We start from the raw sequence: 24,945 nt of genomic DNA on the forward strand, positions 1-24,945 counted from the left end.
TGCGCATTCTGCAGTATCTTGAGCCGTTAAATAGCCATCTTAATGTCGAATGCCCTCTCCTGAATATTAAACAGACACACTAAACACGCCGAACTTTAGTTCTGGCGCAATATTCCGATAATTTTTGTCGAGTATTTTAGTGCACTGCTATCGAGGAGTGATGGGACTTTGCTTGAAAAATATGGCAAAAATCATTGAGTTATTACGGATTGGATTAAGCCTTGATAATTGATCAAGATAACCGAAGCTAGATGTTCACCTGTAAAGAAGGGCTCTGAAGAGCCCTTTTTTTTGATTAAACCAGATAAATTACATTTGCGACTGCAAGTAGTTCTGCAAACCAATTTTATCGATCAGACCCAACTGTTGCTCCAGCCAATGGGTGTGATCATTTTCGGTATCATCCAATAACACCTGCAGCATATCGCGGGTCTGGAAATCACGAACCTGTTCGCACAGTGCCATCACTTCACGCAAATCACCAATTACCTTGTACTCAAGATTCAGGTCGCTTTGTAACATTGCTGGCACGTCCCGGCCGATATTCAGTGGCTCGCGGGTTACCATGTCCGGCGTACCACCCAGGAATAAAATACGTTCTACCAGCTTTGAAGCATGCCCTTTTTCATCTTCAAATTCGTGATCGATACGTTCAAATAATTTGCTCAGACCCCAATCGTCGTACATACGGGAATGGATGAAGTACTGGTCCATGGCACTGAGTTCGCCCGCCAGCAAGTCGTTCAGTTTGTCGATTACCTGTTGATTACCACGCATAATATTGCCTCCTCAAATGCCTTACATCATAGACTGTAAATAATTTTCAATACCCACCTGACGAACCAGCTCTTGCTGAGTTTCCAGCCAGTCAAGGTATCCTTCTTCGTATTCCTGAATATCCTGCAGCAGATCACGGGTTACGTAATCTTTTACCGATTCACAATATACGGTTGCTTCTTTCAGCACTTCCAACTGTTCTTCAATCTGATCGACATCGCATTGCAGCATTTCTTCGGTATTTTCACCGATACGCAATCGGTTTAACCGCTGCAAATTTGGTAAACCTTCCAGGAAAAGAATACGTTCGATCAGATTATCAGCCTGCTTCATATCCTTAATGGATTTTTTATAGGCTTTTTCATTGAGGGTACCAAGCCCCCAGTTTTTGAACATCCGCGCGTGCAGGAAATACTGGTTAATCGACGTTAACTCAATACTGAGTATCTGATTAAGATACTCATTTACCTTCGCATCACCTTTCATCAGCTGACCTCCTCTCTTTTAATATTAAGCAAGTGTATAAAGCGTTTATAACGAACGCAAGCTTATTGAGAAGATACCAAATATAATAGAAAACAGGCTTATTCTCATTTGCATAAAATCAATAAAAGAACCATATTCAACACAAATAACCCGAAATAATTCGGGCTATTAAAAAACGTAAGCGGAAGCATTCATAAATATAACTGAGATATATTTCTATTTCTTAAGAATAAAGTTACCAAATAGAAATCATTTCGGTTTATTACCGATTTCAAAATAACCATCGGACTCAAATCGAACTACCTGATGTCGTTTTTTGGCCAATAAAAAAACAGAATCATCATAAAATAAGAAATTCTTCCAATGCTGTTTAAATATTTTCCAGGTGGTTTGGATAATATTATGTAAGTCATAGCAGAAATACACCACTGTATTATCGTCCCATTGGCAGTGCTGCTGAATCAATTCTGGTAACTGATTATCATCCGCCTCCCAAAGAGGTTGCCACTCCCCTTTTTCAAGCCAGATACCATTTTTTGCGGGCCAGTCATCACCGAGGAAGTGACTGGCATGCGTTGCCTCTTTGCTCAGTTGTTGACGCCAGAATTGCTGGGCAGAATCGTCTGCCAAAGGTTTGATGTGTAACAGGGTCTCATCAGGCACCGGCATGTCTTTATGGCGGAATATCCAGCCCTGCTTGTAATCTTGCAATGCAATATAGTTCATATCAGCCTCTCAATTTGGCCAGAGGGTAACATCGCATCCAGTGAGGCTAAAGGGATAATGCACTGCCAGTCAGGAGTCAGGCCGTGATGATTCGGTTTTTGCCCAGAGACTTGGCCCGATACAAAGCCGCATCCGCGTCTTTAACCAGCTTTTTGATGCTGTTATTTTGTTGCGTCAGGTGCTGCATACCAATCGATATCGTGCACTGAATATCTCCACGACTGCTTCTTAATATTTGCTCGGCCAGCTGGTGTCTCAGATCTTCACATACATGGAAGGCATCCTCAGGCCGGGTTTGCGGCATTACTAATAAAAATTCCTCTCCACCCCAACGCATCAGAACGTCACTGGAACGAACCCTTGAGGCAAACGTATCCGCGGCACTTTTCAGCACCTTGTCGCCAACCTGATGCCCATGGTTATCGTTAATGGTTTTAAAGTTATCAAGATCAATAATTGCTATGCACAAATCATTGTTATGTCGTACCGCCAGTTTCAGTAGCTGCTCAAATGCCGCATAGCCGGCACGTCGGTTCAGTAGTCCGGTCAGTTCATCAGTGGTCGCCAGATTGCGTAATCGTTGCTCAAGCTCCTTTTGCTCATTGATGTTGTGCACCATTCCAACAACACGCAGCGGTTGTCCGTGATCATCTGTACGGCAAACCATGCCACGGTCTTCCATCCACAGGTACTTGCCATTACGGTTAGCCAAGCGATATTGCGCTTCATAACGAGAGGCGTGTCCTTGTAGATGTTGATCCATTGCATGCATAACATGATCAAGATCTTCTGGATGCAGCTTACCTTTCCAACTTTCAAGTACCGGAGCCATTTCATAAGGACCGTACTCCAGCATTTGTTTCAGCCGCGGACTGAAGAAAACTTCATCGGTCTCAAGATTCCAATCCCACATGCCATCGGTTGCTTCATTCAATGCGAAAGACAGTAACGGCTCCCGCTGACGAAGATCATCCTCCTGCTGTTGGCGACGTGAAATATCGGACACTTCCGATAGCAGATACTCGCTGTCACCCCATTCCACCAGGTGACTGACAACCTCGACCGGAAAACCACTGCCATCGCCTCTCACATGCTGACAAAGAGACGTGTATGGAGATTCAGCCCGAATAGCTTGGATAATTTCACGCCAGTGTGCCAGGTCCGTGATGTCCTGGCGTAAGTTGAAAACCGTTTGTTGGCGAATCTCGGGAAGCGTCATCTTTAACTGATCAAGGCCTGCCTGATTGGCCATGAGAATTGCGCCGTCGTTCAGATCAATCAGATATATCCCAATAACCAACTGGCTATAAGCATCAAAGCACTGTTCGATATAAGCTGACTGCGAACTCATTTAAGTAACCTGAAAAGTTAGAGGAGAGCACGAGGTGCGATAAGTCATATTACTTACAAGCATAGCCCAGATAATTCAAACTAAAGTCAGAGAGACCCCTGTTTTGTTGTTTTGTTGTTTCTTGATGGCGACCCGGCCAATGAGAGGCAAAAAAAAGGCCGTATCAGCAAACTGACACGGCCTCATATGGACATTGGCTGCTGGTTGTACCAACCAGCCCTGCCTCAACCCTGATCGTTAAAGGTATTTTTCGCGATATATGCCTGGATATCGTTCAAATCGGCAGGCAACACATCAAACTTCTCGTCACGATCCATCAGATCACTCAGGTGGTGCGGCAATGCCGGTAATTCAAAGCCTGCGCGCTCTACGGCCTCTGCAAATTTCACCGGGTGAGCCGTGCCCAGAGTAATCATTGGAATACGCTTGTTCCGACGGCATTCACGCGCCGCTTTCACGCCGATAGCAGTATGAGGATCCAGTAGATACCCGGTTTCTTTATAAACGTCCTGCATGGCATCAATGGTGGCTTGCTCATCAACCGCGTAGCTATCAAACACTTCACGGGCTTTAGCCAGCTTGGACTCGTCCAGAGACACAATATCTTCTTTAGCATTCATACGTGCCATCAAATCAGCCAATTGAGCACCATCGTGATCATACAGATCAAACAACAGACGCTCGAAGTTACTGGATACCGCAATATCCATGGATGGCGTAATGGTATGCTTCAGCGGACGCACTTCGTACTGATTTTTGCTCATGAAGCGATGCAGTACGTCGTTGCTGTTGGTAGCGATAATAAGCTGTTCAATTGGCAGACCCATCTTCTTTGCCATATAACCGGCGAAGATATCTCCGAAGTTACCGGTCGGCACCGAATAGGCCATTGGACGCAGCGGACCACCCAGATTCAGTGCGGAATAGAAGTAGTAAACGATCTGAGCCATGATTCGCGCCCAGTTAATGCTGTTTACCGCAACCAGTTTGCGCTCGCCTCGCAGGAACTGCTGGTCTCCGAAGCTGGCTTTGACCATATCCTGTGCCTGATCAAAGTTGCCTTCGATAGCAATGTTATGAATGTTATCGCCCACAACCGTCGTCATCTGACGGCGCTGCACTTCAGATACCTTCCCGTGTGGATGCAGGATGAAAATATCAACGTTCCGACAGGCTTTGGTGCCTTCAATCGCTGCCGAACCGGTATCACCGGAGGTTGCCCCCATAATCACAACTTTCTCGTCGCGACGCTCAAGAACATAGTCCAGCAAACGACCCAGCAACTGCAGTGCGAAATCTTTGAACGCCAGAGTTGGGCCCTGAAACAGTTCAAGCACATATTCGTTATGATCGATCTGCTGCAGGGGTGCGACCGCCTTATGACCAAAACCGGAGTAAATCTCTTCGATCATGGTCTTCAGAGCATCAGAATCCACGCATCCTTCAACGAAAGGGAAAACCACTTTATGGGCCAATTCGACGTAAGACAGGTCCTGCCAGGAAGCAATTTCTTCTTTGGAAAAAGTCGGAACTTGTTTCGGGACATATAAGCCCCCATCCGCTGCCAGGCCAGTTAATAGCACTTCTTCAAAGGTCAGTTCCGGGGCATCACCGCGGGTGGATATGTACTTCATCATGGTCTTAAAGCCGGTAAGTTAAAAAGTCATTGTGAAAATTGCGCGTATTCTACATGCACAGCGGTTATAAAGCATCCACCATATCGGCGCTCCACGCTGCCAATCAGAGCTGCTTAATCAGCTCCTGACGGTAATCATCGGTGCTAACGGTGACATCAAGACGGCTCAATCGCTCATCAAACTCGTTAATCTGCTGATTCAGATCATCCAGGGTCAACGTATTGTCTTCCAGTTGATACAGATGCCTGGAACCGTGCAGACTGAAATAGCGGATGACCAAAGCCGTTTGGAAAACCTCGCTGTTTTGCTCGTCTTGCAGCGCAGCTTCAAGTTTTTGACTGGCGCGATAGATACGATTCAGCTCCTGCTTAAGCTTCCAGACATAACGGATTTCAGCCATGTACGGTTTTTCTTTAATCGCAATGAACAACGCGATGGCACTGAGTACTGCAGTGATCACTCCGGCCAGATTGTAAATAAAATTGGAACCATCAGGGTTGCCAAACAGCTCGATATAGAGCGACGAAGCTGCGAGCCCAACCACAAACAACATGACCACTAAACCACCCTGAAAACGGTTAAGGCGTTGTTTATACAAAGTTTTGTCAATCTGCTTCAGTTCCACCGTAAATTCCTGTTGAGTGCTAGTCTTATCGTTTCAATGACGAGCGGAGTTTAACACTGACAAGCGCTTTAGTTGTGTTAAAGTCCTGACAAACTACAAAAAATTGCCTGACCATCAGGGATCAATAATGACACTGGCCAGACGACTTTCAGCATTGATGCTGAGCGCTGCAAGCCTGCTCGGTTTAAGCGCCTGTTCCGACAGCAATTGGAACGATCCTCATCCGGAGAACCCGGACAACGAGACGATTCTCTACTCCAGCTTTTCAGAACGCCCCAAACATCTGGACCCCGCCAGGGCTTACAGCTCTGACGAATCGACCTTTATCGATCAGATCTATGAGCCGCCTCTGCAATATCATTATTTAAAACGACCTTACCAGCTGATTCCCCTGACATTGACCTCAATGCCAGAGGTGCAGCTGCTGGATGAGCAAAACCAGCCCTTGGCTGACGACGCAGAAACACCAGCCTACAGTCTGTATACCCTGAGGATTCAACCAGACATCAGATATCAACCCCACCCGGCGTTCGCACGCACGGAGAACGGAGAGTTCACTTACAGGTTTGACGATGCCTCCCAATCAGCAGCCTATACCTCACTGAAAGACTTCAAAAAAACAGGCTCCCAACAATTAGTCGCAGACGATTACATCTATCAGATTAATCGCCTGGCCGATCCTAAACGACTGGCACCTTTAAGAGGTTTATTGAGCCAGTATATTGTGGGTATGACCGAGACCAGCACAGCCATCAGTGCAGCGCGCAAACAACTGAAAGAAGATGGCGCTAGCGATGACACCTGGCTGGATTTACGTCAGTTCAATATGGAAGGGGTCAAAAAGATCGACGACCACACCTTCACTATTAAGTTAAAAGGCAAATACCCACAGTTTAATTACTGGCTGGCGTTCCATTTTTTTGCGCCGATTCCCTGGGCAGTGGATCGCTTTTATCATCTGCCGGGATTACCGGATAAAAATATCACCCTCGATTGGCATCCGGTTGGCACCGGTGCATTTATGATGACAGAGAACAATCCAAACTCTGAAATTATCCTGAGCAAGAACCCAAACTATCGCGGTGAATTGTATCCATCAGAAGGAGAAGCGAGCGACGCAGATAACGGTTTATTGGATGATGCCGGAAAAACAATGCCCTTCATCGATAAAGCCATTTTCCGTTTAGAGAAAGAGGCCATACCGATATGGACCAAATTCCTTCAAGGTTACTACGATCGTTCCGGCATCAGCAGCGACAGCTTTGATCAGGCAGTCAAAGTCGGTGGCGAAGGTATTACGCTGTCAGAAGAAATGATCGAAAAAGGCATCACCTTAAACAAATCAATTCAGCCTTCTACCTATTACCTCGGCTTTAATATGCTTGACCCGGTGCTTGGTGGTTACAGCGAAAAACAACGCAAATTACGCCAGGCCATTGCCATTGCTTACAACCAGGAAGAATTTGTCAGTATCTTCCTCAACGGCCGTGGTGAAACAGCCATGAGCCCTATACCTCCGGGTATTTTTGGTTATCAATCCGGTAAAGATGGCATCAATGATTATGTTTTCGACTGGCAGCAAGATGCAAATGATCCAGCTTCCGGCAAAGCGGTACGAAAACCACTGGACGTTGCCAAGCGCTTGTTGGCAGAAGCCGGATATCCAGAAGGCCGAGATGCCAAGACCGGTAAACCGCTGGTATTAAACCTTGATACCATTTCTGGGTCCGGTTCGCAGGCACGTATGGAGTGGATCAAAAAACAGTTTAAGAAGCTCAACCTGCAACTCAATATTCGTGGCACCGACTACAACCGCTTTAAAGACAAAATGGAAAATGGCAACGCTCAGATTTATTTCTGGGGCTGGCTGGCTGACTATCCGGATCCGGAAAACTTCCTGTTCCTGCTATACGGTAAAAATGCTCAGATCGATTCCAAGTCCGGAGTAAACTCGGCCAACTATAAAAGTGCGGAATACGACCGCTTATTTAAAAAAATGCAGCTGATGGAAAATTCTCCCGAACGCGCTGAAATTATCGATCAGATGCTCGATATTCTGCATCGCGATACTCCCTGGGCAACCGGGTTTCATGGCCATAGCTATGCACTGAATAACAGCTGGGTAAAAAATACCAAGCCCCACGGAGTTTCGAAAACCACCTTTAAATATCGTCGTCTGGATACCGAGCAGCGCCGTCAGAAACAACAGCAATGGAATCAACCGGTATTGTGGCCACTGGTGCTGGTACTGCTGATTACTCTGGTTATGGCAGTTCCTGGTTATCGTGCCTATAAACACCGCCAGACTCGGGTGATAAACCACCAGATTGACACAAAGCCCGATCAAACGTCATCAACAGCCACTGAGGTGAAGGAGAATAACTGATGCTGGCTTATATTGTCCGCCGCTTGTTATACGCCATTCCGATTTTGTTGGGCGTTAATATCATCACCTTTGCCCTGTTTTTTGTGGTGAACAGCCCTGATCAAATGGCCCGTGTTCATCTGGGCGATAAACACGTCAGTGAAGAAGCAATCCAGAGCTGGAAGGAACAACGCGGTTACGACAAACCGCTGTTTGTTAATTCCGACAGCGATAGTCCATTAACCGATACCATCTTCTTCGATAAATCGATTCGTCTGCTAGCGTTTGATTTTGGTAAATCCGATGAAGGTCGTTCAATTGGTGCCGATATTCAGGAGCGCATGTGGCCCAGCCTGGCGGTTCAGTTACCTACCTTTTTAATCGGCATCTACGTCAACATCGTATTTGCGTTGATCATTGTAATGTTCCGTTCCAGCTTGTTTGACTACGCCGCAGTGACGTTATGCGTCGTTATGCTGTCAATTTCAGGCGTGTTCTACATCATTGGTGGCCAGTATTTGTTTGCCAAACTCTGGAGTCTGGTGCCTATATCCGGTTATTTACCCGGAGCGGAGGCCACCAAGTTTTTAATTCTGCCGGTGATTATTGGTGTGATAAGTGGCATTGGCGCTGGAACCCGCTTATATCGCACGGTATTTCTAGAAGAAGCCACCCGAGACTATATCCGTACCGCCCGGGCAAAAGGCGTAGCAGAACTGAACGTGTTATTTAAGCACCTGCTTCCTAATGGCATGATCCCGATCTTAACCAGCGTCGTGGTGGTGATTCCTTCGCTGTTTATTGGCAGCCTGTTGATGGAATCCTTCTTTGGTATTCCGGGGTTAGGCAGTTACACCTTAGATGCCATTCAGGCCCAGGACTTCGCCATTGTTCGCTCCATGGTGTTCCTTGGTTCGGTGCTGTACATCATTGGTCTGCTGTTAACCGATATTTCTTACACCTTAGTTGATCCAAGGGTGCGTCTGTCATGATTAAACCTGTTCTGTTGTGGAGCGATGCGCTGATCTTCTTATTGGTGATGTCGTTATTTTTATTCGCCTGGCAACTGCGCCAGAACCCACAGGCACGTAAGCGCTGGCATTCGGTATTCACCTCCAAAGTGGGCTTATCCAGTTTTATGGTGATTGTATTTTATGTACTGATTGCTCTGCTGGATTCCATCCACTTCCGCGAAGCCCTTCCACCTGCCACCGTCAGTGCTGACATCATCAATAGTAACGGTGAAAACAACACCGCCAGTGAAGTGGTGGCTTACGATAACGAAGTGAAGTCCGTGCTCGATGTCATCCTCAGCGATATCGAAAAAAATCACGAAAAAACCTATTCGGCTCCGTTTGCGATTTATTCCTTTGCCAAGGAAAACAGCCAGGATGAATTTGGCAATGTGGTGCGTGAATACCCAAGGTTAAAAAGCGCTGGCCAGCATGTTAACAACGCTGACGAAGTGCTCGCCGATGTGATTACCCGCAGCGCCCAAGCCATTGTTAAAGCGTTGATTCTGACGGTGCTTGTAATGGGTATTCACTGGTGGTTTAACCGTCGTCGGGAAAGAACCCACGGCCCGTCAGCCATTCCCTGGACAACCGCCTACTGGACATTTGCACTGCTGAGTATCATCAGTTTCTGGATGCTCGAACTGGGCAGTGTTTATCATATTTTTGGTACCGACAAAGTCGGTCACGACGTATTGGTGAACAGCCTGAAAGCGGTTCGTACCGGTGTATTAATTGGCACATTGGCCACCCTGCTGACTCTGCCAATCGCCATTATTCTTGGTATCAGCGCTGGCTACTTTAAAGGCTGGGTCGATGATGTCGTGCAATACATTTACACCACCTTGAGCTCGATCCCAGGCATCTTGCTGATTGCCGCATCGGTGCTATTAATCGACGTTTATATCGAAACGCATTCTGAAGAATTCGATCTGACCATTTTACGTGCCGACTTTAAATTTCTGGCACTGTGCGCCATTCTTGGGTTAACCAGCTGGACCAGCTTATGCCGTTTATTACGGGCTGAAACGTTAAAAATTTCCCAGCTGGATTATGTTCAAGCCGCCCATGCGTTTGGCGTGTCGCATCCTCGGGTGATTGGCAAACACATTCTGCCCAACGTTACTCATATCATTCTGATTGCTCTGGTACTGGATTTCTCCGGCTTTGTATTAGCCGAAGCCGTGTTGTCGTACATTGGCGTGGGCGTTGATGCCAGCATGGGCAGTTGGGGCAATATGATAAATGCCGCTCGCTCCGAATTATCCCGTGATCCCGCTGTATGGTGGTCGGTATCTGCGGCCTTTGCCTTTATGTTCAGCCTGGTATTAGCGGCTAACCTGTTCTCAGATCAGGTACGCAACGCGTTTGATCCACGCCTGGCACATAACACAGAAAAAGCCGGACATAACGACGAGTCGGATTCGTCTTCTGCGACAACCCAGGGAGCGAACTAAGATGGTCGAACATGTTTTATCGGTCGATAAATTATCCATTTCGCTGAGTCAAAATCCGGACGTGAAGCTGGTGAAAAACATCAGCTTTCACATCAAGCAAGATGAAATTTTTGCCTTAGTTGGCGAATCCGGCTCCGGCAAATCGCTGACCTCGCTGGCGATTATGCGGTTATTGGATGAAGCACTGGCAATCAGCAGCGGTACGATTCACCTGCGTGGCGATAATTTATTCGCCCGCACTGAAATGGGTATGAACACCGTACGTGGTCGCAAGATTGCGATGATTTTTCAGGAGCCTCAAAGCTCGCTGAACCCGGTACAGACCATTGCCCAACAATTACGTGAAGTGATCGAGCTGCATCAGAACGTTTCGGCTACCGATATTCAGACACGCCTGGTTGAGCTATTAACCGAAGTCGGGATTCCCGAACCTGAAAAGCGCTTAAGCTGGTATCCACATCAACTGTCAGGTGGTCAAAAACAACGTGTGATGATTGCCATGGCACTGGCTTGTGAGCCAGAACTGTTAATTGCTGATGAACCCACCACCGCTCTGGATGTCACCATTCAGAAACAGGTGTTGGAGCTGTTAAATGAATTACGCAAAAAACGTGATTTAAGCGTATTATTAATCACCCACGATATGGGTGTGGTGTATCAGATGGCTGATCGTATCGCGGTAATGCAACACGGCGATATCCTTGAACAAACCAATCGTGATAGCTTCTTTGCTAACCCTCAGCATGAATACAGCCGCCGACTGATTCATTCTCTGCCTCGTCAGGATCAGTTTTTACAGCATCAGCAAAAAGATCAGGCGTTGCTGAAAATCGACAACCTGAAAGTCTGGTTCCCGCAGAAAAAAGGCATTCTGCAACGTACCGTGGGTCATACCAAGGCGGTGAACGATATCAGCCTGTCGCTGGATCAAGGCGAAACCCTGGCACTGGTCGGTGAGTCCGGTTGCGGCAAAACCACCACCGGCAAAGCGATTTTACGGTTAAACCCAGTGTATAGCGGTGAATTGTATTTCCGTGGCCAACGTATTGATCAACTATCCCGCAATGACTTTATGCCGCTGCGCAAAGAGATTCAGGTGATTTTCCAGGATCCGTTTTCATCGATGAATCCACGTATGAGCATTCGTGAAATTATCGAAGAAGGTATGTTATCGCTGGGCGTGGAAAAAGATGCGGCTAACCGCGAGCAAACCATGCAGGAATTGCTGGTTAAAGTTGGTATGTTACCGGAACATCTGGACCGCTTCCCACACGAGTTCTCTGGTGGTCAGCGCCAGCGTATCGCCATTGCCCGTGCTTTAGCGGTCAACCCTAAACTGATTATTTGTGACGAACCAACATCGGCTCTGGATGTTTCTATTCGTGGCCAGGTACTGGAATTATTACGCGAACTGCAACAGGAGCTGGGCGTTTCTTATCTGTTTATTACTCACGATTTATCCATTATTCCGCATCTCGCTCATAAAGTGGCGGTGATGAAGAATGGACAGATTGTTGAGCAGGGAGAAACCGAGCAGGTAATGCGCGATCCACAGCATTCTTATACAAAAGAGTTGTTGGCGGCGGCGCCGAGAATTAAATGATTGTCAATCCATAAGCGGCTGATTGGCCGCTTAGTCCACCTATAACGCGAAAATCGCTGCCATCAATCCAAGTAACATACTCAGTGCCGAAAGCCATAATATGCAACGATATTTGTTCAAAGCAATCAACTTAAATGGCCCGAGTAGAAACTGCGCAAACAAATGTACGCTTAGACCGAACCACGTTAGCGAAACCCAATAAGCCTCAGTTCCATGATATATAACTGTGCTTCCTCGCCCAACAAAGATTGCTTCTTCGTTTAACAAATGAAGTATTGTATGAAGTACTAATAAACTCGGAATAAGTATTCCAAAGATAACAGCATTAATTTTTACGTATCGAGGAATTAAGTTCATTTACAGGCTATTTACCGTGACCATACAAGAGAGCAAATGATTGAAAATTGACCTTGCTTTCGTAGCGCTCAAACTATCATTTCAATCAATAGAAGACAATTATTTGCAAGATTCACTCTGAAACCAACCCCGCATCCCTGAAGCTATTAATAATCGACTCTGCCAATAGCTTATTAGCCAGCCCTGACGTCGCAGGCTCGGTTTGAATTTGTTGGATAACCGCTTTGGTCAGGCTATGCAGCCCGGGCAGATAGGGCACCAGTTGCTCGGCAGCAAACTGATGATTGAAGTGATAAGTTTGGCTGATGTTTTTCAGCAGTACCGCCAGAAACAGCCTGCTGTATTCATCACTGGAATGTGGGCTGTCACAGCGCTCAGCCGGAAACGGAATGACGTTACCTTCGTCGCTCATACTTCCTCCTCACCTTCATGCTCCCGACCTCTTCGCCTTTAGGCACTCTTTCAGGCTACCACGAAGCAAATCGAGAATTCTGCTACAGATAAATTCAGTATAAGCCTATTCCGGTAATTCCAGCTGCCTTTCGCTACGCCAGACCCGAATCAAAACGATCTCATCATTATGAAGAAGATAAACCACCCGAAACGGTGGATGGATTAATTCGCGAATATGCTGCGCTTCAAACTCAGGTACCACACGGCCTGATTCCGGATGCATTTTCAGCATTTCCAACTTGCGAACAATATCTGTCACAAATTCCTGACCAACAGCAGGAACGCCCTGATCGCGGTAATAACGCTGAATGGCTTTTAAATCCTGCAACGCCGAATTGGCGATACGAACATCCATTTATTAGATTCCCAGTGCCGCCTTTGCATCTTCTAAGGAAACGGTATCGCCTTCTTTAACATCCATCAGCCCCTGAGCGACAGCTTTGACGAACGCCAGTTCTTCAGCGGTTTTTTCGTATTCTTCCAACCCCTGAACCACGGCAACACCACGACCACGACTGGTTAGCAGCACGGGCCTGCTGGTTTCCTGAACATGGCCAACAACCTTACCGGGGTTAACCTTAAGGTCAGACAAAGGCACAACATCTTCTGAAAATTTAACAGCCATCTGATCTCTCCTGTAATAAGACCAATAATTAGCACCTGTTAACAGGTGCGGTCAATCCAGCTGACAGCTTAAATACGACTGGCCAACCGTTTTCACCTCCTACCTTGGCACTTTTGACCCGCTTCAAGCCTACCTACCAGTAGGTAGGCTAATAGCCATTCAATAAACGATTGCACAAAGCAGCTAACGACGAATGAGTTGAACCATGTCCGCGAACCACGCCACCGATATCAAACCCAGCTCCGCGCCAAACCGTAAGCAGCAGATCGTCGAGTTATCCGCCGATTTATTGCGCGAGAAAGGTTTCAGTGGTTTCAGCTATCAGGATTTGGCTAAGGCATTAGGCATTAACAAAGCCAGTGTACACCACCATTTCGCTCAGAAGGTCGATCTGGGCTTGGCGCTGTGCGACTGGACTCAGGAGTGGCTGCAACAAGGGTTTGAGCATTTTGATGCCAGTAACCAGTCGCCACTCGAGAAGCTGAATCATTATCTGGCAACGGCTGCGCGTCATACTTTTAATGAACAAAAGATTTGCCCGGTCAGTGCGTTAAACAGCGAACTGATGCGACTGCCGGAAGCCATGCAACAGCGGCTGGCGAAGTTAGCCACTTTCGAACTGAAATGGATTGAACAGGTTATTGCCAATACTCAGCAAGTTGGTGAATTAAAACCCATCGCCAGCCCGCAACAGATGGCCCAGCTGTTTATTCATAGCTGCAAAGGTGCGCTCTACTATGGTCGCTTACAGAACAACGTTGCAACCGGAAAGCAATATTTCCAGCACAGTATGGAATTATTAATTAATCAATGGCGCGACTAACGTGCCAACAAATAATTCGACAAAAACAGACCGAACAAAAAACAGGATATCGCTATGACACATAACGCTGCTTTATTTCAGCCAATCGAATTAGGCCCATTATCGTTAAAAAACCGCATCGTAATGGCGCCAATGACTCGTACTTATTCTCCGGGTAACGTTGCCAACGATATGGTGGCGGCTTATTACGCCAAACGTGCAGAAAACGAAGTAGGCCTGATTATTACCGAAGGTACCTGTGTCGGCCATAAAGCCGCTAACGGATATCCACGGGTGCCGTTTATTTATGGTGACGAAGCTTTAGCAGGCTGGAAAAAAGTGGTCGATGCGGTACACGCTAATGGCGGCAAAATTGCACCACAGCTGTGGCACGTCGGCGCCATTCGTAAAGAAGGTGTTGAGCCAGATGCGTCAGTACCGGGTTACAGCCCTTCCGGTTTGGTAAAGCCGGGCAAGGAAAATGGCGTCGCCATGAGCCAGGACGATATTAACGATGTGATCGAAGCCTTTGCTCAGGCTGCAGAAGATTCGAAAAATATCGGATTTGATGCAGTAGAAGTTCACGGTGCTCACGGTTACCTGATCGATCAGTTCTTCTGGGAAGGTACCAACCAACGCGAAGACCAATACGGCGGTGATTTAGTCGCCCGTACTCGTTTTGCCTGTGAAATAGTTGCCGCCATTCGTGAACGTGTGGGTGAAGATTTCCCGATTATTTTCCGTTTCTCTCAATGGAAACAACAGGATTATGCCGCAAGTTTAGCGAATACGCCGGAAGAGTTAGAAGCTTTCCTGAAACCACTGGTTGAAGCCGGAGTGGATATTTTCCATTGCTCTACTCGTCGTTTCTGGGAAAAAGAATTCGAAGGTTCGGATCTGAACCTGGCTGGCTGGACCAAAAAAATCACCGGTAAGCCGGCCATCACTGTGGGCAGCGTTGGTCTGAACGCCAGCTTTATCGACGAAGAAAAGAAAGACATGATCGACGCGTCCGGCGTACAGACAACTTCTTTCGAAGAACTGAACCAGCGTATGAACGACGATGAGTTCGAACTGGTCGCGGTAGGTCGTGCCTTGTTACAAGATCCGGAATGGGTATTAAAAATTAAAGGAGGTCGTTACGACGAACTGGAAGATTATTCCAAGCAATCGCTGATGCAGCTGGTCTAATCACGTTTTTAACGGCAGCTTTAACGTCTCTGAGAGCACCCTGAAGGGGTGCTTTTTCGATAACAGGAATTGTATCGTCTGCACAGATGACAACTCTGTAATGTCCCCATCGATTCAATAACAACCATTTTAATAAGATTGATTAAAGGACAGCGTCATGCCTGAGGTGAAAACCCGAGCTGAAAGCCTGTGATTCTAAGCTATTGGCCGAGATGCACAGCAGAACCTGATTACGCGTTTAAAACGCGGTCGTCGCAAAACTATCGCGCCGTGCCAAAGCCTGGCGCCACAGCGCGATATGGCCATAGTGTTTATTCACGCCCAACTGTGCCAAACGAAAATCGAGATAGTCCAGCGCTACAGCAACCGCAATATCTGCCAGGGTTAAATCGGTAGTTTGGTTGACTGCCAATACGGTATTTAATTGCTGTAAAGTGCGTTCAATCGCAGCAAAACGACGTTCACCCAGATAGGTGCTATTGATTTCATCGCCGTAATATTTGGCGTTGATAACGCTGTTAAAAGCCATGTCCATCAGGCCGATGCCCAGACCCAATTGGGATAATTGCGCCGACGTTTTTACAGACAGATCCACCGATTCATCGGTACCAGTCAAGCCATTCAGCGTCTGGGCAATCAGCAAAGACTCTGAAATCGCAACGTTATCGTCCATTATCAGCGCCGGAATTCGCCCTACTGGATTAGCCACTAATAACATCGCGTCGTTATTCCACGGATCAACCCACACCAGTTCAACCTGGGATTTCAGCCCTTTTTCCAACATCACAATCCGGGCAAAACGGGCATAGGGTGAAGTGGCATTAAGTAATAGTTTCATGGGATTTTCCTCTGCTTAATTCGCTGCAAGCGACCAATACAAAACCCGCAGCCATAATCATAGCGGCGATAACATATAACGACTGATAACTGCCCAGTTCCACAAACAAGGCCGACAGACCATAGCCGGACAACGCCTGAGCTAAAGCAAATACCGCCGTCGCCAATCCCCAGAATTTCTTGTGACTTGCTGCTCCCAGCCACTCGGCCAGCAGTGCAGAAGTTAATCCCACAACACCGGGAATCATGGCGCCCACTATGAATGACGACAACGAGCGGCTGATAAAATCGGGCAAAGCACTGCCAACCACTAGCAACGACAAAACAATGCCACTGGTTTTCGCCAGATAGGCGAATGCCAGTGCGTTTTTAATTCCCCAGCGTTGCGACGACCAGCCAGCGATAAAAGGGCCACAACAGGCACCGATGCCAAAAATTAACCACTGTAACGATGCCGCCTGCATTCCTAATCGTTGTTCACGGGCGAGATAATCCACCCAGAATAAGGTGTGTGGCACATACGCAATGGCATCCAGGCCGTAGGCCAGAATCACCAGCCACACTGGCCACATCATCCGCTTGTCGAGCTGAGCAGTGGCTTGGGTTTGTGATGGCACCCAATTCAGACGGCGGATACCGGACTCCCCCAACCACACCATCACAAGACAAGCGATGGCCAGTGCCACCCAGGTAACGGATAAACTCTGATGAATCAGCAAAGGCACCACGCTGGAGGCAATCACAGCGCCGATACCAATACCGGCAAATACCATGGCACCAATGCTGCCACGACGCTCAACCGGTGCCTGGGCCAATGCCGCCGATGGCGCTAATACCATTAGCCATGCACCGGCAATGCCCGCCATAAAGCGCCAGAAGAAAAACCAGCTGAACCAGCCCGGCAGTACACACAAAGCAAAACTGAGAAACACAGCGGCAAAACTCAAGCGCAGCAATAATGGGCTGCCAAAGCGCTGTGATAAACGGTGGGCGCTGATGGCACCACCGAGATAGCCCAACAGGTTCGCGGCCCCCAGATACACCGCCTGGCTGTCACTGAACCAACCCTGCTCCACCAGCTGGGGTAACAGCGGCGTATAAGCAAAGCGGGCGATGCCAACCCCGGCCAGCGTGGCAGCAATACCCAGTTGCAGAATGGCCAGATCGGCGCGTTTGATCACTTCGACTCTCCCAAGACCTTATGCCTGATAGCTGAAGCTTCAGTGCGAATGCAGATTAAGTGTTAGCAGACTTCATTAGAAATGATTTATAGTGATTTCAACTATCACTTATCGTGATTTATCGATGCGTACCACCATCATGATTATCAACTCAGCAGGTCACACACAATGGAACTTAAGTCGTTACGGTTATTTCTTGAAGCCGCCGAAAGTGGCAGTTTTGTTGCTGCCGCTGAGCGTGCCAATACTGTTCAATCGAACGTGACGGCGCATATCAAAAAGCTGGAAAGCGAACTAAATGCCAAACTGTTTGAGCGTAAAGGTGGCATCAGACTGACTGGCGCTGGTACAACCTTAGTCGACCATGCACGCAAGATATTAAGCAGCCACGATGATGTACTGGGGCTGTTTCAGCAACAACACAGCGCCAATAGCCGCTTACGCATCGCATCGATGGAAACCACCACCGCCATTCGTTTACCAGCGATTCTGGCGGCGTTTTATCAGCGTTATCCCCAGGTCGATTTAACCGTGGAAACCAGCCCCAGTGCGCAGCTGGTAGAGCGTCTGATTAAAGGTGAGGCCGACGGCATTTTTGTCGCCGGAGAAACCCGCCACTCGCAGTTCTATCATCAAAAAGTGTTCAGCGAGCAATTGGTGTTGGTTGGTCCGGGTGAATTCACCCACATACCTGCAGCAGAAGAATTACTAGAATCGGCTTTTCTGTCATTTCGCCAGGGGTGCAGCTATCGCCAGCGCATCGAATTATTTCTTGCGTCACAGGGCATTCACTCTACCCGTATTTTTGAATTCGGCAGTATTGATGGCATGTTGGGTTGTGTCGCCGGGGGAATGGGTTATGCACTGATGCCACTATCAGTCGTTCTCTCTCACCAGGGGCGCTTTAATATCGGCTATCAGGAGATAGCAGATGATATAGCTCTGGTTGATACATACTTCAGCACCGGCAACCCGCAAAGCTGGTCACCGGCGTTAAAACAATTTGTTGAACTATTGCCGCGGCTTAAATAACCACAAACTGGCATAATGATTTGAATCAGACTTAACCAGTTTCCAGTGGTGGAGGTTCACTGAGCTGAGCCACGCAGGATTGCCTGACAACGCGAGGCGAACACTAACGCGCCACCCTATGATTGGGGTCGGCGAGAATACGTACCACCGGATTATGGCGATACACCCAGTCTTTGAGACTGACACCGATCATTAAGCCAACCGCGAAGCCGCCAATATGCGCCCAGTAATCAACGCCCCCCGGCGAAGAGACCATAGCAATGATGTTATCCAGCACTAACCAGAGGGCGAAATACCACAGCGGCGACAACTTTTTCTGAAATACCAGAAACATAAATGTCAGGCTGGCAAAACGGAACCAAATCAGATACATCCCAAACAATGCCGCTATCGCACCGCTGGCACCCACGCTCATGATTGGGCTGTTCCAGTTCATCGCAACACTGATTACGCTGGCGCCAACACCACCTAATAAGTAAACCAGTAAATAACGACTTCGCCCAAGGACGTCCTCCAGGTTATCGCCAATGACATAGAGAAAATACATGTTACCAATCAAATGCATAAACCCACCGTGCAGGAAGGTCGCAGTAAGTGGTGTCCACAATTCCATTCCCGCAGCCAGATCAGCCGGACGGCTGGCAAAGTGTTCGAATACCCAATAACGTGTATCGATAGAAAACGCGTAACTCAGAAAAATCAACGTATTCAGGATTAATAACATCCAGGTGACAATCGGAAAGCGATGCGGTTTCAGATTGTATTCAACCGGGAATCTGGCCAGTGCCTGAAACAACCAGGACTTTACCGATATTTTTTTATTCAGCTCGTCCAGAGCCGTACGAATACGCGGAGAGTGTTCGACTTTTTCCAGATCAGCGTGTTCTACCCAAACACCATCACACGCCACACACAGTTCCACATCGACATCAAAGTCAGTCAGCAACTGGTATTTATGCAGATGCTCGGGACAAGTTGGACACAGGTGCTCTGTACGACCGTGTCTTTTTCCCAAAAATTGTTCGAAGTCGGCATCATCTTCACCGTTATCGACCGTAGAAAGCAGGCTGTTTAATTCGCCTTTTTCAAACCATGCCCCACCGCAACGACGACAGATATCAAGTTCTTCGCTGTGGTAGTGGGTAACCTGAAGTTGCTGGTTATCGCAGTGAGGACAATACTTATGACTCATGCTTCACCACAGCCTGATGATTAATATCCTTCTGTGCCGCATCAGCTGATGCATCAGTATTCGGTTGCTGTACACCTTTAATCTCAACCACATTGACATCGTAGGCTTTTAAATATTCTTCCAGGTAGTCGGTGTTGGCCTTCAACTTGGGTAAAACGTGATTGCTCATGTTTGCCAGTTGCTGCTTCATCAGCTTACTGGCAAATGAAGGGCCGTAAGTAAACGATTCTCGCTTGGTGATGATGTCATCGACCTGAGCATAAAAACGACGGGTTTCGCCCAGGAAATAACTCGGTGTTTCAAGTGTAGTCTGGGAGTATTTCATCGTTTCCCAGACGTAACGGCTGATTTTTGGTGAATTAGCTTTCAGAACATGTTCAGGGATACCCCGTCCCAGATATTCTTTATCGTATTCAGTGAGAATCGCGACATTGTCCTGCAACTCTTCGTACAACGACTGTCGCAGAAAATAATTGTGCTGACGAGAAACCACATCGTCAAACAAAATGGCCTGATGTAAGCCTGCCTGAGCAGCCAGATAAACACCGGCAATGGTGGCAATAATCATAAGTACGTGACCAATCCAGAAACCTGAACTGGAGAGATCCTGGTGATTCATTTTTTTCTTAGGTCTGATTGCTTGTGCCATAACCTGTACCCTTTTGTTGAGGCCGACATACTAACAAAGTAAGTTATCAAGAAGAAAGTAAAATACGATTGCCGGAGCCGGCAGTGAAGCCGCCATAAAAAATGCCGCCCACTTTGCAGGGGGCGGCATCCCGGTGCTCTCAGAGTGCGTTAACGGAATGATCTACGATTAACGAACGGCTTTGGCTCTGTGCCTTTGGCCATGCCATTTTTCATCGCAATCATCTGGTTCTTGCGACCCAATAAACGCGCTTGTACCCAACGCTCCCACCGTAATGCTTTCCAGGTATCGGCCTTCCAGGTTTTCTTAAACAGATATTTTGTTGCCGCAATGGCATCCGGTGATTTTTCTGCAATGGTTGCCGCCAGCGCTTCGGCATCCGCCATAGGGTCATCCGAGAGCTTTGAAATTAAGCCGTATTCGAAACCTTCCTCGGCGCTGAACTGGCGGCCTGTCATGGTCAGCTCCTGAGCAATATCGATACGCGTCAACTGTGACAACGTCACCATACCACTCATATCCGGAATCAAACCCCACTTCATCTCCATGATCGACAAGTTGGCATCAGGCCTGGCAATGCGATAGTCCGTTGCCAGGATAATCTGCATACCACCCCCAAAGCAGTTTCCGTGCACCACCGAGATCACCGGAATCGGCAAATCTCGCCAACAGTGAGCGATTTCCTGTGCCACGTTTTGTTTGGTCCATGGAAACTTCAGAAACACCTTGGCAATCATGCTGGGTTCTTTATTCAAGGCGCTAAAGTCGAGTCCGGCACAAAAAGACGGGCCGCAGGCCGACAAAATCACGCAGCGGATACTGCGGTCTTTCCGGATTTTTTTCGCCATAGCAATCATTTGGCGAAACATTGGCATATCCAGACCGTTCAGTTTCTCTTCACGGTTCAGAGTTACGTATGCGATATGGTCTTTTACTTCTAACAATACGCGTGGCTTATCTGTCATGGTACTCTCACGGCCGGGTAGCGGTTGTCTTATTAATGGCAGCCTGTCACCGGCTGCTTGTGCCGCATGATTTCACATAGGCGCCGGGGTTGCTATGACCGATCTGCACGATTCTGCTGCCAAATTGATCAATGCGCCCGATCAGTAGCGGTTTTCAACCCGATATGAAGAATTCTCAGGTGCAGTAGAGTTTTTACTCGAATACAATGCGTTTCCTGAATCCAGCCGCACAGCATCAGACTGATATCATAAGCGGCACGATGTCTCACCCACCAACAGCAATGCGAGTCATTAGACTAACCAACGCCTTAGCCGATTACCCAGCCAGAGAAGTATATGAGCCCACAACAACAGCGCCTGCGTGAAGAGTTAATTGCCAAACGTATCAGCGCCGCCAAAACCAGTGTCGTAAAAGCCGTGTTTCCCTTTACCACCAATCATCATGAGACCTTATTCGGTGGTCAGGCTCTGAGCTGGATGGACGAAACCGCATTTATTGCAGCAACCCGTTTCAGCCGTAAACGCCTGGTGACCGTTTCATCTGATAAAGTCGATTTTAAACACCCGATACCAGAAGGTTCGATGGTGGAGTTGGTCGCCGACATTATTCACGTTGGCCGAACCTCCATTAAGGTAGAGGTAAACATCTATGTTGAGGACATGTACCGTGATGGCAGCGAAAAGGCCATTACCGGTGTGTTCAGCTTTGTTGCCATCGATGAAGACAAAAAGCCAGTACCGGTTCTCGACGGTTTTGATCAGGAAACCGGTTTGAGTAACTAATAAACCTATATAAAAAGCGTAACCGAGGTAGCGCCTACACGAAAAAAGCAGACGAGAACGCGCAGTTTATAGGTAATAAATGAGCATTCGAGTCTGCTTTTGACACAGTAGGAGCAACGCAGGTAGCTTTGGTAGCCTTTTTACCAGCCCTGGGTGTGCTGTTTCACTAAGTCCACCATCATTTGAATATGATCATCGCGGTCATTCAGACAAGGGATATAGTGATATGCCTGGCCACCCGCTTCCATAAAGTTTTCGCGGTTTTCTTCTTCCAGTTCTTCAAGCGTTTCAAGACAGTCCGCGGAAAATGCCGGGCTGATAACATCCACCCGGCCGATGCCTGCTTCGCCCCATTCTTTGAGGGTAAAGTCGGTGTAGGGTTTAACCCACTCTTCCCGGCCAAAGCGGGACTGGAACGCACAGAACCACTGATCCTCTTCCAGTTGCAACGCCTCAGCAACCGCTTTTGCTGTCGCCCGACACTGAGATGGATAAGGATCGCCACGATCTTCGTAACGCTGTGGAATTCCATGGAAAGACATCAACAGCTTGTCACCCTGACCGTGTTCCGCCCAATACTCCCTGACTGAATTTGCCAGTGCCTGAATATACCCCGGATGTTGGTGATATTCGTTTACCCAGCGGGTTTGCGGCAAATGTGGACAGCGCTTCAGACCGCTGCCAAGGCGATCATGAACTGCCGCCGTTGTTGATGATGAAAACTGGGGATACAGGGGCAGCACCAACATATTTTCAACACCGGATTGACGCAGCTCAAGACCCGCTTGCTCCATGGTTGGTTTGCCATAGGTCATCGCCAGCGCCACCGGAATTTCCTCGCCATAAGCCTCAGCCAGCTGTTTTTTTAATGCCTTTTGCTGCCTCTTGGAAATCGCCATTAACGGAGAACCGTCATCGGTCCAGATGCTGGCGTAACCTTTAGCAACCATACGGGGCCGGAACCGCAGAATGATACCGTGCAATATCATCCACCAAATAGGCCGTGGAACGTCGACCACCCGGCGATCCCACAGGAATTCGGCCAGGTATTCACGAACGGCTTTTGCAGTTGGGGCTTCAGGGGTACCCAGATTAGCCAATAACACACCAAATGGGGGACGAGATTTTGTGCTCACACGCGACCTTGTTTTGCAGTCGGCAGCTCCGTTGTGGACTGCCTGTATAAGTTTTGCATGAGTTTATAGTAACTTGGCGTCGCTGTTAATGTTGAGCTGGAAATTTAACCCATGTGCGAACTGCTTCAGGAAGATAAACCAGCAGCACTCTGACGAGAATCAGCATCCGGTTACCGGATACAAACGGAAGATCAGCCATAAAAAAACCGCTGAAGCTCACGCTTCAGCGGTTTTTTGGAATGATTTGAGATGCCCGATAAGCCGGGTTCTGTTCCTTCCGGAGAAGGCGACAATCATTCGTCTAGGCCTGCAATCGCTCACAGGCTCAAGCGACCTACCCGTTCCCAGCGCGGGCCACGCCTGTAGGGAACCTATTTGGTCTTGCTCCGGGTGGAGTTTACCTTGCAACCAACTGTTACCAGTGGCCCGGTGCGCTCTTACCGCACCCTTTCACCCTTACCTACCGAAGTAGGCGGTCTTCTCTCTGCTGCACTTGTCGTCGGCTCACGCCGCCCAGCCGTTAGCTGGCACCCTGCCCAGTGGAGCCCGGACTTTCCTCCCCTCACCAAAGTGAGCGACGATTGCCAGGGCATCTCGGCGGCGGAGTCTATCAAAGGTGATCGGATCTAGCGAGTATTTCACGCGGGTATTGCCTCGAAATACCCGCGTGAAAAAATTACCTGAATTCAACATCAGCACGGTTCAGCCTACCGCCGGGTTAACATCGTCTTTCACTTTATCCTCGTTGTCTTGCTCCTCTGATACCGCTTCAGGCGCACCACCGCGACTGAGATACACCCCGGAGAAAATAACAGCAACGGCAATCCACTGTTCCAGATTCATCCGTTCACCAAGGAAAATCATGGCGTAAATCAGTGAGATTGCCGGTAACAAATTAATGTACGCCACCGCCACTGTGGCTTTTACATAGGTCAGTGAATAATTAAATAAACCGTACCCACCTATGGTCACAATCACACCGAGATACAACAGAATGCCCCACTGCTCAATGGAAATACTCGCCGGCCATTCAGAACCCAGCGCCAGTGGTAAAAAGAAAAATGCACCAATAAAAGACTGTATTGCCGTGAGAAAAATGGCGGGATAGCGTTCGGTCAGGTGTTTCATCATCAACGTGTAACCCATGGCACAAACCATCGCCATAAATTCAAGAAAATTCCCCAACAGCGGGTTGCTGGCATGTTCATTCTGAACGCTGCCTAACGTCATCCACACCACACCGGCCATAGCCAACAGAAAACCCGCTAACTGACGTTTGCTGATGCGTTCCTTCAGAAAAATAAAAGCACCCACCGCGACCATTAAAGGCAACATTGCAGTGACCATACCAGCCTGACCGGCACTGGTGTATTTCAACGCCAGACCTTCGAAAATAAAATACAAACAAGGCTCAAACAATGCCATCACCGCCAGATATCTCCAGTCGCCCTGGCGGTATTCAATGTTATGGCGAATCCAGCGCCAGGCCAGAATAAATACCATGCTACCGATAATCATGCGCAGAAAGATCACGACCATTGGGGCAATATCGGTGATGACGACTTTCATCGCCATAAAAGTAGAGCCCCAGATCAGCATGGCCAATACCAGCGCCGAGTGGGCTCTTAATTGATTGTTCTGAATCATAATGTTTACTTCTGTTTTAAACACAAAAAAGCCGGAGGGTTTCCCATCCGGCTAT

Annotated in this window: 24 protein-coding genes and 1 other RNA gene; 8 read left to right on the forward strand and 17 right to left on the reverse strand. The window is 48.0% G+C overall.

Going from position 1 to position 24,945, the window contains the following annotated elements:
* Nucleotides 1-309: 309 nt before the first annotated feature.
* The 6 genes from bfr (MK185_08045) to MK185_08070 form a co-directional block, all read right to left on the reverse strand.
* Nucleotides 310-777, reverse strand: a complete 468-nt coding sequence (bfr, locus tag MK185_08045; protein MCH2040570.1) for a bacterioferritin — start codon at nucleotides 775-777, stop codon at nucleotides 310-312.
* Nucleotides 778-798: 21 nt separating this feature from the next.
* Nucleotides 799-1,263 (reverse strand): bacterioferritin, encoded by a 465-nt coding sequence (bfr, locus tag MK185_08050; protein ID MCH2040571.1) that lies wholly within the window; start codon nucleotides 1,261-1,263, stop codon nucleotides 799-801.
* Nucleotides 1,264-1,512: 249 nt separating this feature from the next.
* Nucleotides 1,513-1,989 (reverse strand): DUF2947 domain-containing protein, encoded by a 477-nt coding sequence (locus MK185_08055; protein ID MCH2040572.1) that lies wholly within the window; start codon nucleotides 1,987-1,989, stop codon nucleotides 1,513-1,515.
* 76 nt (nucleotides 1,990-2,065) lie between these two features.
* Nucleotides 2,066-3,340 (reverse strand): diguanylate cyclase, encoded by a 1,275-nt coding sequence (locus MK185_08060; protein ID MCH2040573.1) that lies wholly within the window; start codon nucleotides 3,338-3,340, stop codon nucleotides 2,066-2,068.
* Nucleotides 3,341-3,564: 224 nt separating this feature from the next.
* The gene (gene thrC / locus MK185_08065) at nucleotides 3,565-4,974 is read right to left on the reverse strand and encodes a threonine synthase (protein MCH2040574.1); all 1,410 of its coding nucleotides are present in this window, start codon (nucleotides 4,972-4,974) and stop codon (nucleotides 3,565-3,567) included.
* A 106-nt stretch (nucleotides 4,975-5,080) separates the two neighbouring features.
* Nucleotides 5,081-5,602, reverse strand: a complete 522-nt coding sequence (locus MK185_08070; protein MCH2040575.1) for a DUF3087 domain-containing protein — start codon at nucleotides 5,600-5,602, stop codon at nucleotides 5,081-5,083.
* Between the two features lie 127 nt (nucleotides 5,603-5,729).
* Between MK185_08070 and MK185_08075 the strand changes: the two genes are divergently transcribed.
* The 4 genes from MK185_08075 to MK185_08090 are packed head-to-tail and all read left to right on the forward strand — an operon-like array spanning nucleotide 5,730 to nucleotide 12,040.
* The gene (locus MK185_08075) at nucleotides 5,730-7,988 is read left to right on the forward strand and encodes an ABC transporter substrate-binding protein (protein MCH2040576.1); all 2,259 of its coding nucleotides are present in this window, start codon (nucleotides 5,730-5,732) and stop codon (nucleotides 7,986-7,988) included.
* On the forward strand, nucleotides 7,988-8,959 hold the full coding sequence (locus MK185_08080; protein MCH2040577.1) for an ABC transporter permease: 972 nt from the start codon (nucleotides 7,988-7,990) through the stop codon (nucleotides 8,957-8,959). Before MK185_08075 ends, MK185_08080 begins: the two co-directional genes overlap by 1 nt.
* Entirely contained in the window at nucleotides 8,956-10,437 is a 1,482-nt protein-coding gene (locus MK185_08085) for an ABC transporter permease (protein ID MCH2040578.1), read from the forward strand. The genes MK185_08080 and MK185_08085 overlap by 4 nt, the downstream gene beginning before the upstream one ends.
* A 1-nt stretch (nucleotide 10,438) precedes the next feature.
* Entirely contained in the window at nucleotides 10,439-12,040 is a 1,602-nt protein-coding gene (locus MK185_08090; protein ID MCH2040579.1) for a dipeptide ABC transporter ATP-binding protein, read from the forward strand.
* A 469-nt stretch (nucleotides 12,041-12,509) separates the two neighbouring features.
* On the opposite strand, the gene MK185_08095 is transcribed toward MK185_08090, so the two are convergent.
* From MK185_08095 to MK185_08105, 3 genes are all read right to left on the reverse strand, one after another.
* On the reverse strand, nucleotides 12,510-12,809 hold the full coding sequence (locus tag MK185_08095; GenBank protein MCH2040580.1) for a hypothetical protein: 300 nt from the start codon (nucleotides 12,807-12,809) through the stop codon (nucleotides 12,510-12,512).
* Between the two features lie 105 nt (nucleotides 12,810-12,914).
* The gene (locus MK185_08100; protein ID MCH2040581.1) at nucleotides 12,915-13,205 is read right to left on the reverse strand and encodes a type II toxin-antitoxin system RelE/ParE family toxin; all 291 of its coding nucleotides are present in this window, start codon (nucleotides 13,203-13,205) and stop codon (nucleotides 12,915-12,917) included.
* Between the two features lie 3 nt (nucleotides 13,206-13,208).
* Nucleotides 13,209-13,475 carry a type II toxin-antitoxin system Phd/YefM family antitoxin gene (locus tag MK185_08105; protein ID MCH2040582.1) on the reverse strand — a complete coding sequence of 89 codons (267 nt, stop codon included), beginning with the start codon at nucleotides 13,473-13,475 and terminating at the stop codon, nucleotides 13,209-13,211.
* Nucleotides 13,476-13,680: 205 nt separating this feature from the next.
* Here MK185_08105 and MK185_08110 point away from each other — a divergent pair, with 205 nt between their 5' ends.
* Together MK185_08110 and MK185_08115 are read left to right on the forward strand one after the other, a co-directional pair.
* Nucleotides 13,681-14,298 (forward strand): TetR/AcrR family transcriptional regulator, encoded by a 618-nt coding sequence (locus MK185_08110; GenBank protein MCH2040583.1) that lies wholly within the window; start codon nucleotides 13,681-13,683, stop codon nucleotides 14,296-14,298.
* 54 nt (nucleotides 14,299-14,352) lie between these two features.
* Nucleotides 14,353-15,468 carry an NADH:flavin oxidoreductase gene (locus MK185_08115; protein ID MCH2040584.1) on the forward strand — a complete coding sequence of 372 codons (1,116 nt, stop codon included), beginning with the start codon at nucleotides 14,353-14,355 and terminating at the stop codon, nucleotides 15,466-15,468.
* A 238-nt stretch (nucleotides 15,469-15,706) separates the two neighbouring features.
* Here MK185_08115 and MK185_08120 read toward each other — a convergent pair whose 3' ends face one another.
* Complete coding sequence (locus tag MK185_08120; protein MCH2040585.1) at nucleotides 15,707-16,306, reverse strand: glutathione S-transferase; 600 nt, start codon at nucleotides 16,304-16,306, stop codon at nucleotides 15,707-15,709.
* Nucleotides 16,290-17,486, reverse strand: coding sequence for an MFS transporter (locus MK185_08125; GenBank protein ID MCH2040586.1), 1,197 nt, complete (start codon nucleotides 17,484-17,486; stop codon nucleotides 16,290-16,292). Before MK185_08125 ends, MK185_08120 begins: the two co-directional genes overlap by 17 nt.
* A gap of 168 nt (nucleotides 17,487-17,654) precedes the next feature.
* Between MK185_08125 and MK185_08130 the strand changes: the two genes are divergently transcribed.
* Nucleotides 17,655-18,518, forward strand: a complete 864-nt coding sequence (locus MK185_08130) for a LysR family transcriptional regulator (protein MCH2040587.1) — start codon at nucleotides 17,655-17,657, stop codon at nucleotides 18,516-18,518.
* Between the two features lie 103 nt (nucleotides 18,519-18,621).
* On the opposite strand, the gene MK185_08135 is transcribed toward MK185_08130, so the two are convergent.
* The 3 genes from MK185_08135 to MK185_08145 form a co-directional block, all read right to left on the reverse strand.
* Nucleotides 18,622-19,710 (reverse strand): rhomboid family intramembrane serine protease, encoded by a 1,089-nt coding sequence (locus tag MK185_08135; GenBank protein MCH2040588.1) that lies wholly within the window; start codon nucleotides 19,708-19,710, stop codon nucleotides 18,622-18,624.
* Entirely contained in the window at nucleotides 19,700-20,359 is a 660-nt protein-coding gene (locus MK185_08140) for a hypothetical protein (protein MCH2040589.1), read from the reverse strand. The genes MK185_08135 and MK185_08140 overlap by 11 nt, the downstream gene beginning before the upstream one ends.
* Before the next feature lie 149 nt (nucleotides 20,360-20,508).
* Nucleotides 20,509-21,324 carry a crotonase/enoyl-CoA hydratase family protein gene (locus MK185_08145; protein ID MCH2040590.1) on the reverse strand — a complete coding sequence of 272 codons (816 nt, stop codon included), beginning with the start codon at nucleotides 21,322-21,324 and terminating at the stop codon, nucleotides 20,509-20,511.
* A gap of 336 nt (nucleotides 21,325-21,660) precedes the next feature.
* On the opposite strand from MK185_08145, the gene MK185_08150 reads away from it, so the two are divergent.
* Nucleotides 21,661-22,107: an acyl-CoA thioesterase gene (locus MK185_08150; GenBank protein MCH2040591.1), complete on the forward strand. Its 447-nt coding sequence runs from the start codon at nucleotides 21,661-21,663 to the stop codon at nucleotides 22,105-22,107.
* Nucleotides 22,108-22,247: 140 nt separating this feature from the next.
* On the opposite strand, the gene hemH is transcribed toward MK185_08150, so the two are convergent.
* The 3 genes from hemH to MK185_08165 form a co-directional block, all read right to left on the reverse strand.
* Nucleotides 22,248-23,243, reverse strand: a complete 996-nt coding sequence (gene hemH / locus MK185_08155) for a ferrochelatase (protein ID MCH2040592.1) — start codon at nucleotides 23,241-23,243, stop codon at nucleotides 22,248-22,250.
* Nucleotides 23,244-23,484: 241 nt separating this feature from the next.
* An RNA gene (rnpB, locus tag MK185_08160) (RNase P RNA component class A) lies at nucleotides 23,485-23,840 on the reverse strand.
* A 105-nt stretch (nucleotides 23,841-23,945) separates the two neighbouring features.
* A complete protein-coding gene (locus MK185_08165) occupies nucleotides 23,946-24,890 on the reverse strand; it encodes a DMT family transporter (protein ID MCH2040593.1) in 945 nt (314 codons plus the stop codon).
* Nucleotides 24,891-24,945 lie beyond the last annotated feature (55 nt).

Source organism: Saccharospirillaceae bacterium, assembly GCA_022448365.1.
GTDB lineage: Bacteria > Pseudomonadota > Gammaproteobacteria > Pseudomonadales > Oceanobacteraceae > Bacterioplanoides.